This window comes from Streptomyces sp. NPDC059695 (genome assembly GCF_042733785.1).
GTDB lineage: Bacteria > Actinomycetota > Actinomycetes > Streptomycetales > Streptomycetaceae > Streptomyces.
Genome location: NZ_JBHWFF010000014.1, coordinates 74,154 through 88,179, shown reverse-complemented (window position 1 = coordinate 88,179; position 14,026 = coordinate 74,154). Strand labels below are relative to the sequence as shown.

Annotated in this window: 14 protein-coding genes and 1 tRNA gene; 5 read left to right on the top strand and 10 right to left on the bottom strand. The window is 71.5% G+C overall.

Annotated features, from left to right (window positions below; all coding sequences use genetic code 11):
• Positions 1 to 53: 53 nt before the first annotated feature.
• On the bottom strand, positions 54 to 725 hold the full coding sequence (locus tag ACFV2S_RS19295) for a hypothetical protein (protein ID WP_385560177.1): 672 nt from the start codon (positions 723 to 725) through the stop codon (positions 54 to 56).
• A 47-nt stretch (positions 726 to 772) separates the two neighbouring features.
• On the opposite strand from ACFV2S_RS19295, the gene ACFV2S_RS19290 reads away from it, so the two are divergent.
• Positions 773 to 961 carry a DUF5703 family protein gene (locus tag ACFV2S_RS19290; RefSeq protein ID WP_015032473.1) on the top strand — a complete coding sequence of 63 codons (189 nt, stop codon included), beginning with the start codon at positions 773 to 775 and terminating at the stop codon, positions 959 to 961.
• A 77-nt stretch (positions 962 to 1,038) separates the two neighbouring features.
• Here the strand turns inward: ACFV2S_RS19290 and ACFV2S_RS19285 are convergent, their stop codons facing one another.
• The 3 genes from ACFV2S_RS19285 to ACFV2S_RS19275 all read right to left on the bottom strand — a co-directional run bounded on the left by ACFV2S_RS19285 (position 1,039) and on the right by ACFV2S_RS19275 (position 3,691).
• On the bottom strand, positions 1,039 to 1,851 hold the full coding sequence (locus ACFV2S_RS19285; protein WP_385560173.1) for a chaplin: 813 nt from the start codon (positions 1,849 to 1,851) through the stop codon (positions 1,039 to 1,041).
• A 140-nt stretch (positions 1,852 to 1,991) separates the two neighbouring features.
• On the bottom strand, positions 1,992 to 2,225 hold the full coding sequence (chpH, locus tag ACFV2S_RS19280) for a chaplin ChpH (protein ID WP_015032475.1): 234 nt from the start codon (positions 2,223 to 2,225) through the stop codon (positions 1,992 to 1,994).
• Positions 2,226 to 2,365: 140 nt separating this feature from the next.
• Positions 2,366 to 3,691, bottom strand: a complete 1,326-nt coding sequence (locus ACFV2S_RS19275) for a M20/M25/M40 family metallo-hydrolase (RefSeq protein ID WP_383801614.1) — start codon at positions 3,689 to 3,691, stop codon at positions 2,366 to 2,368.
• A gap of 207 nt (positions 3,692 to 3,898) precedes the next feature.
• On the opposite strand from ACFV2S_RS19275, the gene ACFV2S_RS19270 reads away from it, so the two are divergent.
• Both ACFV2S_RS19270 and ACFV2S_RS19265 read left to right on the top strand, forming a co-directional pair.
• A tRNA-Leu gene (locus tag ACFV2S_RS19270) sits at positions 3,899 to 3,986 on the top strand.
• 63 nt (positions 3,987 to 4,049) lie between these two features.
• Positions 4,050 to 4,976, top strand: a complete 927-nt coding sequence (locus ACFV2S_RS19265) for a pseudouridine synthase (RefSeq protein WP_385560170.1) — start codon at positions 4,050 to 4,052, stop codon at positions 4,974 to 4,976.
• Here the strand turns inward: ACFV2S_RS19265 and ACFV2S_RS19260 are convergent.
• The 4 genes from ACFV2S_RS19260 to ACFV2S_RS19245 all read right to left on the bottom strand — a co-directional run bounded on the left by ACFV2S_RS19260 (position 4,960) and on the right by ACFV2S_RS19245 (position 9,135).
• Positions 4,960 to 5,589, bottom strand: a complete 630-nt coding sequence (locus ACFV2S_RS19260; protein WP_329855830.1) for an MBL fold metallo-hydrolase — start codon at positions 5,587 to 5,589, stop codon at positions 4,960 to 4,962. The genes ACFV2S_RS19265 and ACFV2S_RS19260 overlap by 17 nt on opposite strands.
• Positions 5,589 to 6,674, bottom strand: a complete 1,086-nt coding sequence (locus tag ACFV2S_RS19255; RefSeq protein ID WP_385560167.1) for an S-(hydroxymethyl)mycothiol dehydrogenase — start codon at positions 6,672 to 6,674, stop codon at positions 5,589 to 5,591. Before ACFV2S_RS19255 ends, ACFV2S_RS19260 begins: the two co-directional genes overlap by 1 nt.
• Positions 6,675 to 6,797: 123 nt before the next feature.
• A complete protein-coding gene (locus ACFV2S_RS19250) occupies positions 6,798 to 8,258 on the bottom strand; it encodes an amino acid permease (RefSeq protein ID WP_385560164.1) in 1,461 nt (486 codons plus the stop codon).
• Positions 8,259 to 8,433: 175 nt separating this feature from the next.
• Complete coding sequence (locus tag ACFV2S_RS19245) at positions 8,434 to 9,135, bottom strand: FadR/GntR family transcriptional regulator (RefSeq protein WP_093876919.1); 702 nt, start codon at positions 9,133 to 9,135, stop codon at positions 8,434 to 8,436.
• Positions 9,136 to 9,292: 157 nt separating this feature from the next.
• Between ACFV2S_RS19245 and ACFV2S_RS19240 the strand changes: the two genes are divergently transcribed.
• Positions 9,293 to 9,817, top strand: coding sequence for a gluconokinase (locus ACFV2S_RS19240; protein ID WP_383797209.1), 525 nt, complete (start codon positions 9,293 to 9,295; stop codon positions 9,815 to 9,817).
• A gap of 59 nt (positions 9,818 to 9,876) precedes the next feature.
• The gene (locus ACFV2S_RS19235; protein WP_385560160.1) at positions 9,877 to 11,274 is read left to right on the top strand and encodes a gluconate:H+ symporter; all 1,398 of its coding nucleotides are present in this window, start codon (positions 9,877 to 9,879) and stop codon (positions 11,272 to 11,274) included.
• Positions 11,275 to 11,327: 53 nt separating this feature from the next.
• Here the strand turns inward: ACFV2S_RS19235 and ACFV2S_RS19230 are convergent, their stop codons facing one another.
• Both ACFV2S_RS19230 and ACFV2S_RS19225 read right to left on the bottom strand, forming a co-directional pair.
• Positions 11,328 to 12,212 (bottom strand): TIGR03619 family F420-dependent LLM class oxidoreductase, encoded by an 885-nt coding sequence (locus ACFV2S_RS19230; RefSeq protein ID WP_385560157.1) that lies wholly within the window; start codon positions 12,210 to 12,212, stop codon positions 11,328 to 11,330.
• A gap of 77 nt (positions 12,213 to 12,289) precedes the next feature.
• Entirely contained in the window at positions 12,290 to 13,945 is a 1,656-nt protein-coding gene (locus ACFV2S_RS19225; protein ID WP_385560153.1) for an FAD-binding dehydrogenase, read from the bottom strand.
• Between the last annotated feature and the right edge of the window lie 81 nt (positions 13,946 to 14,026).

The window sequence follows — 14,026 nt, the reverse complement described above, 5'->3', positions numbered from 1 at the left end:
GGGCACGGAGGGCCCGGACACCGCACGCGGTGTCCGGGCCCTCCCGCGTCCCGTCAGGCGTCCGCGCCGCCGACCGCCGCGTCGACGGGCTCGTCCCCGCTCTCCTCGTCCTCCTCCTCGTCGAAGACCGAGCTGACGTCGAAGCGGCAGACGATCCGCTCGGGATCGGCGTGGTCGAAGGGGGCGCCCAGCCACTCCCCCGGTTCCGGGAGCTCCTCGGCGGCGGTGACCCAGAGCGTGGAGTCGCCCTCCTCCAGGCCGAACTCCTTGTGCCGGGAGGCGATCTCGTCCGGTTCGTACTCGCCGAAGAGCACACCGAGCGCGGCGAGCGGCGAGGCTCCGGCCTTGGCCGCCGCCGCGGTGTCGGCGGCGTCGCCGAGCTCGGCGACGCGGCGGGCCTGGGCGAGCAGGCGTTGCGGTTCGGCGACGGCGTAGTCGCGGCGGATCAGGAGGCTGACGGCGTGGGGTTCGTCGGGTCCGGTGTACGGCGGCAGGCTGCCGTCGGCTCCGGGGATCTCGAAGGGGGTGACCTCGTCGTAGCGGTCGTAGAGGAGTTCGTCGTACGCCTCGGCCGCCGTGGCGAGGGCGTTGAAGGCTTCGTAGACGTCCGTGTCGTCGTCTCCCGTGCGGCGTTCGACCGCCGCGAGGTGACGGTCCAGTGCGGCTTTGACCGCCTCGGCGGCGGCGCGTACCTCGGCAGCGGTGGGCTGCGCAGCATCAGACATGGGACAGACGCTATCCGTACAGGGCCGGTGCCCGCACAATAGATGCGATGCCGGAATACGAATTTGTCGACGTGTACGTGCCGCGCGGTGTCTCCCGCAAGGAGGCGACGCGGCTGCTGACCGACCATGCCGAGTACGGACACTGGGAGTTGGACCGGCTGAGCCTGCACCGGGACGGGAGCCGCAGAGTGCGGTTGAAGCGGCGGATCATCCGCCAGGTCAGGGCGACCTGGTAGGGAACGGGACGACAGGAAGACACGAAGGGGCCCCGCGGAGTGCGGGGCCCCTGTGCGTGGTGCCGGACCGGCGCGGATCAGGCGGCGCGGCGGGCGCGGCGGTAGATCAGCGAGCCGGCGAGCAGCAGGCCGGCGCCGGCGGGGACGATCACGCCGAGCGGACCGGAGCCGGTCTCGGCGAGCTCCTCGACGGCGCGGGGCGGCGTGACGCCGTGCGCACCGGGAGTGTTCGGCCCGTGCTCGCCGCCGGGGGTGCCGGGGGTCCCCGGAGTGCCGGGCGTACCCGGGGTACCGGGGGTCCCCGGAGTACCGGGCGTACCAGGAGTACCGGGCGTACCAGGGGTTCCCGGAGTGCCCGGCGTACCGGGAGTGCCGGGGGTCCCCGGAGTACCGGGCGTCCCCGGAGTACCGGGCGTCCCCGGGGTGCCGGGCGTGCCCGGTCCCTCCTCGCCGTACCCCGTGTCGCCGCCGTCTCCGGTGTTCGCGCAGTCGTTGCCCGTGACGGCGTTGCCGAGGCCCACGCCGGTGACGCCGTTGCCGCACACGTTCACCGGGACGTCGACCGGCACCTTGACGTTGTTGCCGGACGCGACGCCCGGCGAGTTGCTCGTGTGGCCCCCGGCGGACGAGCCGCCGCCCTGCGCGGAGACGTTGGCGCACTTGTTGGCGAAGGCCGGATTGAGCACTCCGACGACGTTGACGGTGTTTCCGCAGGCGTTCACCGGTACGTGCACCGGGACCTGGACGGAATTGCCGGACGCGACGCCCGGGGAATTCATGGCCGTACCGTTCGCGCCGGAATCGGCGTGCGCATATCCGCCGCCGACGGCGGCGAAAACGCCTCCGGCGGCCACGACGGTGATAAGGCCCTTGCGCGTGACCTGTCGCATAGCTTGTTCCCTGCCTGCTCGGCTTCGAAAGAGTGCCACCGGGCGGTCGGCCCGGGGCGGAAATGGCCACCGGCCCCGGAGTGCATGGCACGCACTCCGGGGCCGGACCGGCTCACACCCTCACGGGGCGAGGCACAACGTCAGGCGTTGACGCAGGTGTTGCCGAAGGCGGGGTTCAGCAGGCCGATCACGGAGACCGTGTTGCCGCACACGTTCACGGGGACGTGAACCGGCACCTGGACGACGTTGCCCGAGAGCACGCCGGGGGAACCGATGGCGGCACCCTGGGCACCCGCGTCGGCAACGGCCATGCCGGCACCCGCGAGAACGAGACCGCCGGTGGCAGCCGCAGCAGCGACGACCTTCTTGATCATTATTCCTCCTAGTTGGCAATGCGGCCCCAGCCGCGGACCGCATCACCTGTAACGAGGGGGAATGGTGGGGGCTACGAGCGCCCGAGTTCATTCACTCTTTCCGGTCACATGCAAACGTGCGGACGAATTCGGCGGTGCCGTCAGCAGGCGTCGAGGAACCGGTCCAGGACACGGACGCCGAACGTGAGGCCGTCCACCGGGACCCGCTCGTCCACGCCGTGGAACATGCCGGCGAAGTCGAGCTCCGGCGGCAGCTGGAGCGGTGCGAAGCCGAAGCAGCGGATGCCGAGGTCGTCGAAGGACTTGGCGTCGGTACCGCCCGAGAGCATGTACGGCACGGCGCGGGCGATCGGGTCCTCGGCGCGGAGCGCCAGCTGCATGGCGTCGACCAGGGCGCCGTCGAAGCTGGTCTCCAGGGCCTTGTCGCCGTGCACGTCCTCGCGCTTCACGCGGGGGCCGAGGATCCGGTCGAGGTCGGCGAGGAACTCCTGCTCGTAGCCGGGCAGGAAGCGGCCGTCGACGTGCGCGGTGGCCTGGCCGGGGATCACGTTCACCTTGTAGCCGGCGCCGAGCATCGTGGGGGCGGCCGAGTTGCGGAGGGTGGCGCCGACCATCTTGGCGATGCCGCCGAGCTTGGCGAGGGTGCCGTCCATGTCCTCGGGGTCGAGCGGGGTGCCCAGGGCGTCCGAGAGCTCGTCGAGGAAGGACCGCACGGTCTTGGTGACCCTGACCGGCCACTGGTGGCGGCCGAGGCGGCCCACGGCCTCGCAGAGCTCCGTGATGGAGTTGTCGTTGTTGGTCATGGAACCGTGGCCGGCCGTGCCCTCGACGGTCAGCCGCATCCAGTGCATGCCCTTCTGGGCCGTCTCGACCAGGTAGAGCCGCAGGTTCTCGTTGACGGTGAAGGAGAAGCCGCCGACCTCGCCGATCGCCTCCGTGACCCCGTCGAAGAGGTCGCGGTGCTTGTCGACCAGGTGCCGGGCCCCGTAGGTGCCGCCGGCCTCCTCGTCGGCGAGGAAGGCGAGGACGATGTCCCGCGGGGGCTTGCGGCCGCTGCGCAGCCGGTCGCGGACGACCGCGAGGGTCATCGCGTCCATGTCCTTCATGTCGACGGCCCCGCGGCCCCAGACGCAGCCGTCGGCGATCTCGCCCGAGAAGGGGTGGTGGGTCCAGTCCTCGGCGTTGGCCGGGACGACGTCGGTGTGGCCGTGGATGAGCAGGGCCGGACGCGACGGGTCCTCGCCCTCGATCCGGGCGACGGTGGAGGCCCGCCCCTGGTGCGACTCGATGATCTTCGGCTCCAGGCCGACCTCGGCCAGCTTCTCGGCGATGTACTCGGCCGCCGCCCGCTCGCCCGGCCCCGAGTGGTCGCCGTAGTTGCTGGTGTCGATGCGGATGAGGTCGCGACAGAGGTCCACCACCTCGTCCTCGCCGCTGACGGTCCGGACCGTGTTCGACTCGCTCACGCTGCTTCCTCCCACTACGTGCCCCATGCGCTTCCTGGTGATCTCCCCATCCTCCCGCGTGGCCCCCTCGACACCCAAGGGCGCCGGCCGGCCGACACGCTGCCGTCACATGCCGGGGGCCCACCGGGGGTGGTGATCGACCACTCCGAATGTTTGCTATGGTTTTCCTCGTCGGAAGGGCCCAGCGGCCGGGAAGACAGACACCTTGTCCGGGTGGCGGAATGGCAGACGCGCTAGCTTGAGGTGCTAGTGCCCTTTATCGGGCGTGGGGGTTCAAGTCCCCCCTCGGACACCAGCGAAAGACCCCACATCTTGTGGGGTCTTTCTTGTTGCGGCAGCAGGAATCACGGCGGTACCGGTGCGACGCAGATCCAGGGGCCCTTCCTCCCCCCTCCCCCAGCGGCTCGGGATCGATCCCGTGCGGGTGCGGTTCCCGGAGGATCCCGAGGGGGGTCCTGCCACCGTCGGGGAGTACCTGGTCGGGCGGTACGGGGGTGCCGTCGGGGTCGGGCGGGTCGAGGAGATGCTGCGGGACGGGCGGTTCGTCGGGGTCGACGGGCCCGTCGACGGGAGCGAGCCGTACGTCGCGGGGCGGTACCTCTGGTTCCACCGGGACTTTCCCGCCGAGACTCCGGTGCCCTTCGCGATCGGGGTCGTGCACCGGGACGAGCGGATCGTGGTGGCCGACAAGCCGCACTTCCTGGCCACGATGCCGCGCGGGCGCCATGTGACGGAGACCGCGCTCGCCCGGCTGCGGCGCGAGCTGGAGCTTCCGCACCTCCAGCCCGCGCACCGGCTGGACCGGCTGACGGCGGGGCTCGTGCTGTTCGTGGTCCGGGAGGAGGACCGGGGGGCGTACCAGACGCTGTTCCGGGACCGGACGGTGCGCAAGGAGTACGAGGCGGTGGCGCCGTACGACCCTGCGGTGGAGCTGCCGGTGACCGTGCGGAGCCGGATCGAGAAGGAGCGCGGGGTGATGGCCGCCCGGGAGGTGCCGGGCGAGCCGAACGCCGAGAGCCGGATCGAGCTGACGGGCCACGCCGGAGGGCTCGGGCGGTACCGGCTCGTGCCGGTGACCGGGCGGACCCATCAGCTGCGGGTGCACATGAACCGCCTGGGGCTGCCGATCCTCGGCGATCCGGTGTATCCGGTCGTGCGCGAGGACGGGCCGGAGGACTTCTCGCGTCCGCTGCGCCTGCTCGCGCGGACACTGGAGTTCACCGACCCGTTCACGGGCGACGCCCTGGGGTTCGAGAGCCGGCTGCGGCTCAGTGGCCCCGCTTGATCCATTCCTCCAGGTGCGGAGCCTCGGCGCCGATCGTGGTGGTGTCGCCGTGGCCGGTGCGGACCACCGTCTCCGCGGGCAGGCCGAGGAGCCTCTCGCGGATCGAGCCGACGATCGTCGGGAAGTCCGAGTAGGACCGGCCGGTCGCGCCGGGGCCGCCCTGGAAGAGGGTGTCCCCGGTGAAGACGGTGCCCAGCTCGGGGGCGTACAGGCAGACCGCTCCCGGGGCGTGGCCCGGGGTGTGGAGGACCGTGAGGTCCGTGCCGGCGATGGTGAGGACCTGGCCGTCGGCGAGCTCGCCGTCCGGGCTGTGGTCGGGGTGGGTGAGCTTCCACAGCGGCTGGTCGGCCGGGTGGAGCAGGATGCGGGCACCGGTGGCGGCCGCGAGGGCCGGGGCGGCGTCGATGTGGTCGTCGTGGGCGTGGGTGCAGACGATGGCGCGCAGGGCGCGGCCGTCGAGCGCGGCGAGGATCGCCTCGGCGTCGTGGGCGGCGTCGATGACGATGGCCTCGGTGTCGTCGCCGACGATCCAGACGTTGTTGTCGACGTCCCAGGTGCCGCCGTCGAGGCTGAAGGTGCCGGAGGTGACGAGGTGGTCGATGCGGGCGGCCATCAGAGGACCACCACCGAGCGCAGGACGTCGCCCTCGTGCATGCGGGCGAAGGCCTTCTCGACGTCGCCGAGGCCGATGGTCTCGGTGACGAAGGCGGCGAGGTCGATGCGGCCCTGCTGGTGCAGGTCGATGAGCATCGGGAAGTCGCGGGACGGCAGGCAGTCGCCGTACCAGGAGGACTTGAGCGAGCCGCCGCGGCCGAAGACGTCGAGGAGGGGGAGTTCGAGCTTCATCTCGGGGCTGGGGACGCCGACGAGGACGACGGTGCCGGCCAGGTCGCGGGCGTAGAAGGCCTGCTCGTACGTCTCCGGGCGGCCGACGGCCTCGATGACGACGTCGGCGCCGAAGCCGCCGGTGAGTTCGCGGATCGCCTCGACGGCGTCGGCGGTGCGGGAGTTGACCGTGTGGGTGGCGCCCATCTCCTTCGCCTTGGCCAGCTTCCGGTCGTCGATGTCGACGGCGATGATCTTCGCGGCTCCGGCGAGGCGGGAGCCGACGACGGCCGCGTCGCCGACGCCGCCGCAGCCGATGACGGCGACGGTGTCGCCGCGGCCGACGTCTCCGGTGTTGATCGCGGCGCCGATGCCGGCCATCACACCGCAGCCGAGGAGGCCCGCGACCTCGGGGGCGACGGCCGGGTCGACCTTGGTGCACTGGCCGGCGGCGACCAGGGTCTTCTCGGCGAAGGCGCCGATGCCGAGGGCCGGCGAGAGCTCCGTGCCGTCGAGGAGGGTCATCCGCTGCTTCGCGTTGTGGGTGGCGAAGCAGTACCAGGGGCGGCCGCGCAGGCAGGCGCGGCAGGTGCCGCAGACGGCGCGCCAGTTGAGGATCACGAAGTCGCCGGGGGTGACGTCGGTGACGCCCTCGCCGACGGACTCGACGATTCCCGCGGCCTCGTGGCCCAGCAGGAAGGGGAACTCGTCGTTGATCGCGCCCTGCTTGTAGTGGAGGTCGGTGTGACAGACGCCGCAGGCCTGGATCTTCACGACGGCCTCGCCGGGGCCGGGGTCGGGGATCACGATGGTCTCCACGCGTACCGGTTCGTTCCTGCCCGGGGCGATGACCCCCTGGACGTGCTGCGGCATCGCGAACTTCCCTTCCTGCGACCGGATCTTGTAAGGCTCTTGCGTACCACTATCTCCTGACAAAAGGCGAGTCCCCCGCAGGCCGTGCCTGCGGGGGACCTTCCTTCTCCCGTGGGGGGAGCCTCAGTCCCGGTGCGCCGCGGAGGTCGCGCGGACCCGTCGGCGGACCAGGAACCAGCCGCCGGTGAGCGCGGCCGCGATGAGCGGCAGGCAGTTCACGGTCGTGCGGCTGATGCCGCCGTCCATCCACATCAGGACGAGGACGGAGGCCAGGAAGCCCAGGGTGACGATCTGGGTGTACGGGGCCCAGGGCAGGTTGTAGCCGGGGCGGGCGACCTTGCCCTGCTCGGCGCTGCGCCAGAAGAACAGCGAGCAGACCATGATCATGGCCCAGGTGCCGATGATGCCGAGGGAGGCGAAGTTGAGGACGAGCTCGAAGGCCTCGCCGGGCATCACGTAGTTGAGGGCGACGCCGAGGACGCCGAAGCCGGCGGTGAGCAGGATGCCGCCGTAGGGGACGCCGCCCCGGTTCATGACACCGGTGAACCTGGGCGCGGAGCCGGCGAGCGACATGGAGCGCAGGATGCGGCCGGTGGAGTACAGGCCGGAGTTGAGGCTGGAGAGGGCGGCGGTGAGGACGACGAGGTTCATCACGCCGGCGGCCCCGGGGATGCCCAGCTTGTCGAAGACGGTGACGAAGGGGCTCTGGTCTCCGGAGTACGCGGTGTACGGGAGGATCAGCGCGAGCAGGACGACGGAGCCGACGTAGAAGAGGCCCACGCGCCACATGATCGAGTTGATCGCCTTCGGCATGATCTTCTCGGGGTTCTCGGTCTCGCCGGCGGCGACGCCGCAGAGCTCGACGGAGGCGTAGGCGAAGACGACGCCCTGGATGAGCAGCAGCATCGGCATCACGCCCTGGGGGAAGATGCCGCCGTTGTCCGTGATGTTGGCGAGGCCCGGGGTGTGGCCGCCGACGTCGTGCGAGGTGACGACGAGGAAGATGCCGACGAGCATGAAGGCGACCAGGGCGGCGACCTTGATGATGGCGAACCAGAACTCCATCTCGCCGAAGTACTTCACGGAGATGAGGTTGGCGGCGAGGACGACCGCGAGGGCGATCAGGGCGAGGACCCACTGCGGGACGTCGCTGAACATGGCCCAGAAGTGGGCGTAGGTGGCGGCCGCGGTGATGTCGGCGACGGCGGTGGTCGACCAGTTGAGGAAGTACAGCCAGCCGGCCGTGTAGGCCCCCTTCTCGCCCATGAACTCGCGGGCGTAGGAGACGAAGGCGCCGGAGGAGGGGCGGTAGAGCACCAGCTCGCCGAGGGCGCGCACCACGAAGAAGGCGAAGACGCCGCAGACGGCGTAGGCGATGAAGAGGGACGGGCCCGCCTGGGACATCCGGCCGCCGGCGCCCAGGAAGAGGCCGGTGCCGATGGCGCCGCCGATGGCGATCATGTTGATGTGCCGGGACTTGAGGTCCTTGCGGTATCCGGCGTCGCCTGCGTCGACGTGGGGGACGGCGGCCGTGTCCGCCGGGGCGGCGGACAGCGGCTCGGCCGCGGTGACGCGGTCAGTCATGGAGGTGTTCGCCTTCGTGAGGGGGCAGTGCGGTACCCGGCCGTGCCCGGCGGGGGGTGTCCCCGGCACGGCCAGCGCACATCCTCACGGCAAACGGAGCCGACAGACTGTGGCGCATGTCACTGAACGCCCATATTTGAGCTAGTTCAGAGCTTTACGGGGTGGCTTATGCCCCCTAGGGGGCGAGGACGTCCAGTTCCTGGAGGGCGCCCACCGCGATCTGGCGGGTGAGCTCCTCGGCGCGGGCCGCGTCCCGCTCACGCACGGCCTCGGCGACCTGCACGTGGAGGGTGACCGCGGCCGGGTCGGGGTCCTCGAACATCACGTGGTGGTGGGTGCGGCCGGTGAGGACCTCGGCGACGACGTCGCCGAGGCGGGCGAACATCTCGTTGCCGGAGGCGTTGAGCACGACCCGGTGGAAGGCGATGTCGTGGACGAGGTACTCCTCCAGGCGCCGGCCGCGCGAGGTGGCGACCATGCCGAGGGCCTGCTCGGTGAGCTCACGGCACTGTTCGGGGGTGGCGTTCAGGGCGGCCAGGCCGGCGGCGACCGGCTCGACGGCCGAGCGGAGCACGGTGAGCGAGCGGAGCTGGCGGGGGCGGTCGGCGCCGGCCAGCCGCCAGCGGATGACCTGGGGGTCGTACACGTTCCAGCTGGCCGTGGGGAGCACGGTCACGCCGACGCGGCGGCGGGACTCGACGAGGTGCATCGACTCCAGGACGCGGACGACCTCGCGGACGACGGTCCGTGAGACGTCGAAGCGCTGCGCGAGCTCGTCGGTGCGCAGCACGGTGCCCGGCGGGAACTCCCCGGCGGTGATCGCGAGACCCAGGGTGGCCAGGACGTGTGAGTGGAGCCCCTGGGCCGGTGTCGTCATGCCGATCAGCCTATGCGCGCGGGCCCGGGTGATCACATCCGGGAATGAAAAGTATGACTTTTATGTCACAGGCTCTTGAATACGTCGTACCCAATGGGTTTCATGAGCGCGACGGATTCACCGAATCGATGTCGATGAAGACAGCGAGGCACCCCCCATGAGCACCACCCCCCTCTCCGCTCCCCCGGTCGTCGTCGTGATGGGCGTCGCCGGGACCGGCAAGACCACCATCGGTCCGCTGGTCGCGGAGGCGCTCGGCCTTCCGTACGCCGAGGGCGACGACTTCCACCCGGCGGCCAACGTCGCCAAGATGTCGGCCGGCACGCCGCTGGACGACACGGACCGGGGGCCGTGGCTCGACGCCATCGGGGAGTGGGCGCACGGCCGGGCCGGGCTCGGCGGGGTCGTGAGCAGCTCCGCGCTGAAGCGGACCTACCGGGACCGGCTGCGCACCGCCGCGCCCGGGGTCGTCTTCCTGCATCTGACCGGTGACCGGGAGCTCATCGAGGGGCGGATGGCCGCGCGCCGGGGCCATTTCATGCCCACCGCGCTCCTCGACTCCCAGTTCGCCACCCTGCAGCCGCTGCAGGAGGACGAGGCCGGCGTCGCCGTCGACGTCTCCGGCACCCCGGAGGAGATCACCGCCCGCGCCGTCGCCGCCCTGCGCGGCCTGGCCGGCTGACCCTCCCCCGTACCCCCCGCACCCCCGTCCCCCTTCTTGCCCGTACGAAGGACTCCACCGTGACCAGTCTCAGCGTCGAGATCCTGGCAGCGGACGCCGCCGAACCGATCACCTCGGCAGGCAACGCCCAGCTCGGGATCGCCGTGCTCGCCGGCATCGCCGTCATCGTCCTGCTCATCACCAAGTTCAAGCTGCACGCCTTCCTCGCGCTGACCATCGGGTCGCTGGCGCTCGGCGCGTTCGCGGGCGCGCCGCTCGCCGACACCATCAAGTCGTTCAGCACCGGGCTCGGCGCCACCGTCGCCGGTGTGGGCGTGCTCATCGCGCTCGGCGCGATCCTCGGCAAGCTGCTCGCCGACTCCGGCGGCGCCGACCAGATCGTCGACACGATCCTCGCGAAGACCGGGAAGCGGGCCATGCCCTGGGCGATGGTCCTCATCGCCTCGGTGATCGGTCTGCCGCTGTTCTTCGAGGTCGGCATCGTGCTGCTGATCCCGGTGGTGCTGATGGTCGCCAAGCGCGGCAACTACTCGCTGATGCGGATCGGCATCCCGGCGCTCGCCGGCCTCTCCGTCATGCACGGGCTCATCCCGCCGCACCCCGGCCCGCTCGTCGCGATCGACGCGGTCGGCGCCAACCTGGGCGTGACGCTCGCGCTCGGTCTGGTCGTCGCCATACCCACGGTGATCATCGCCGGCCCGGTCTTCTCCCGGTACGCCGCCCGCTGGGTGGACATCCCGGCCCCCGAGAAGATGATCCCCTCGCGTCCCTCCGAGGACCTGGAGAAGCGCCCCGGCTTCGGCGCGACCGTCGCGACCATCCTGCTGCCGGTCGTCCTGATGCTGGTCAAGGCGCTCGTCGACATCGTGGTCGACGACCCCGAGAACGGCGTGCAGAAGGTCACCGACGTCATCGGCTCTCCGATGATCGCCCTGCTCGCGGCCGTGATCGTCGGCATGTTCACGCTGGGCCGCGCGGCCGGATTCACGAAGGAGCGCCTGAACTCGACCGTCGAGAAGTCCCTCGCCCCGATCGCGGGCATCCTGCTGATCGTCGGCGCGGGCGGCGGCTTCAAGCAGACCCTGATCGACATCGGCGTCGGCCAGATGATCCTCGACCTCTCGAAGAACTGGTCGATCCCGGCCCTGCTGCTCGCCTGGCTGATCGCGGTCGCGATCCGGCTCGCGACCGGTTCGGCCACGGTGGCGACGATCTCGGCGGCCGGCCTGGTGGCCCCGCTCGCCGAGGGGATGTCGACCGGCGAGGTCTCCCTGCTCGTCCTCGCCATCGGCGCCGGTTCGCTCTTCTTCAGCCATGTCAACGACGCCGGCTTCTGGCTGGTGAAGGAGTACTTCGGCATGAGCGTCGGCCAGACGGTCAAGACCTGGTCGGTGATGGAGACCATCATCTCGGTCGTCGGCATCGTGTTCGTGCTGCTGCTGTCGCTGGTGCTGTAGGCGGTCTCGCACGCGCGGAGGGGCCCCGGATCTCCGGGGCCCCTTTTCCGCGCTCAGCCCCGCAGCAGGTCCAGGACCCTGCCCCCGAGCTCCAGCGCCTCGTCGGGCGATCCGACCGACTGCTGGAGGTCGACGAAGCAGCCGTCGGCTCCGGTGTCGCGCACGCCGGAGAGCACCCCGGCGATCGCGTCCGCCGTGGCGCCGGGGGCGGGGTTGAAGCGGATCTGCCGGCGCAGCGCGTCCGGGTCGCGGCCCGCCTCGTCGGCGGCGCGCCGGGCCACGTCCCACAGGCCCTCGGCCGCTCCGGGCGGCAGGACGGCGCCGACCCACCCGGCGGCCCGGCGGCCGACCCGGCGCAGGGCGGCCGGGCTGAAGCCGCCGAGGTAGACGGGCGGTCCGGCGGGCTGGACGGGGCGGAGGCCGACGTACGAGACGGGGATGGTCCAGCGGGGCCCCTCGTGGCCGAACTCCTCCTGCGTCCAGACGCCGTCCAGGACGTCGAGCAGCTCGTCGAGGAGGGCGCCCCGCCGGCCGAAGTCGGCGCCGACGGCGGTGTACTCGTCGCGCAGCCAGCCGATGCCGAGGCCGACGTCGAGGCGCCCGTCGCTGACCTGGTCGAGCGAGGTGAGGGAGCGGGCGAGGAGGGCCGGCGGGTACCAGGGGCCGTTGAGGGTGCTCATGCCGAGCCGGGCGCGGGAGGTCGCGCCGGCGGCGACGGTGAGCACGGTCAGCGGGTCGAGGAAGGTCTTGTACTGGTGGGGGTACGGGTTCTCCGGCGTGTACCCCGGATAGATGTCGCTGGGGGCGACCGGGGTCAGGGCGCGGTCGCCGACCCAGAACGAGTCGAACCCGGCGTCCTCGGCGTCCCGCGCGAAGGCCGCGATGCGGCCGGCGCGGGCGTGGGTGCCGTACTGGGGCAGTGCGATGCCTATCTCCATGCCCTCATCCTGGCCAGTGGGGCGGCCCACGACACGAAGGGCCGGGTGTGTGAGCCGCGCCACGTGCCGGGTGGACCTCAGCTCACCGCGCGCGCCGCCGCCCGGCCCGCCGCGCGGCCCGAGAAGATGCAGCCGCCCAGGAAGGTGCCTTCGAGGGAGCGGTAGCCGTGGACTCCGCCGCCGCCGAAGCCGGCCGCCTCCCCCGCCGCGTACACGCCCTCCAGGGGTTCCCCGCCCTCCGTCAGGACGCGGGAGTCGAGGTCGGTCTCCAGGCCGCCGAGCGACTTGCGGGTCAGGATGTTGAGGCGGACGGCGATCAGCGGGCCCGCCTTCGGGTCGAGGATGCGGTGCGGCGCCGCCGTGCGGATCAGCTTGTCGCCCAGGTACCTGCGGGCTCCCCGGATCGCGGTGACCTGGAGGTCCTTGGTGAAGGGGTTGGCGATCTCGCGGTCGCGGGCGGTGATCTCGCGGCGCAGGGCGGTCTCGTCGATCAGGGGTTCGTCGGTGAGGGCGTTCATGCCGCGGACGAGGGCGGGGAGGTCGTTCTCGACGACGAAGTCGGCGCCGTGGTCCATGAAGGCCTTGACCGGCGCCGGTACGTCGGCGCGGGCGCGGCCGAGGACGTCGCGGACGGACTTGCCGGTGAGGTCCGGGTTCTGTTCGGAGCCGGAGAGCGCGAACTCCTTGCCGATGATCCGCTGGTCGAGGACGAACCAGGTGTGGTCGTGGCCGGTCCGCATGATGTGTTCGAGGGTTCCGAGGGTGTCGAAGCCCGGGAAGAGCGGCACGGGCAGGCGCTTGCCGGTCGCGTCCAGCCAGAGGGAGGACGGGCCGGGCAGGATGCGGATGCCGTGGCGGGCCCAGATCGGGTTCCAGTTCTCGATGCCCTCGGTGTAGTGCCACATCCGGTCGCGGTTGATGTGGTGGGCGCCGGCCTTCTCCGTGATGCCGAGCATGAGTCCGTCGACGTGGGCGGGGACGCCGGAGAGCAGCTTGGCGGGCGGGGTGCCGAGCCGCGCGGGCCACTGCGCGCGGACGAGGTCGTGGTTGCCGCCGATGCCGCCGGAGGTGACGATCACGGCCTGGGCCCGGAGTTCGAAGGCTCCCGTGACCTCGCGGCTCGACGCGGTGCCGCGGGCGGCGGTGGAGGGGGCCAGGATCTCGCCGGAGACCGTGTCGACGGCTCCGGCCGTGCGGGTGAGTCCGGTGACCCGGTGGCGGAAGCGGAGGTCGACGAGGCCGCGGGCGGCGCCCGCGCGGACCGTGCGCTCGAAGGGGGCGACGAGGCCGGGTCCGGTGCCCCAGGTGATGTGGAAGCGGGGTACGGAGTTCCCGTGGCCGTTCGCGTCGTAGCCGCCGCGCTCGGCCCAGCCCACGACGGGGAAGAAGCGCACCCCGCGCGCGTGGAGCCAGGCGCGCTTCTCGCCGGCCGCGAAGTCGACGTACGCCTCGGCCCACTTCCTCGGCCAGTGGTCCTCGGTGCGGTCGAAGCCGGCGGTGCCGAACCAGTCCTGGAGGGCCAGGGCGCGGCTGTCCTTGACGCGCATCCTGCGCTGCTCGGGCGAGTCGACGAGGAACAGGCCGCCGAAGGACCAGTGGGCCTGGCCGCCGAGGGACTGCTCGGGTTCCTGGTCGAGGAGGATCACGGTGCGGCCGGCGGCGACCAGTTCGGCGGTGGCGACGAGGCCGGCGAGGCCCGCCCCGATCACGATCACATCAGCGTCGTAGGACATGGACCGCATCTTGGATACACGGATGTATCGAGTCAACCGTCCGCCCTGTTTTCCCGGTCTTTCGCTTTTCTAATGTCGAGC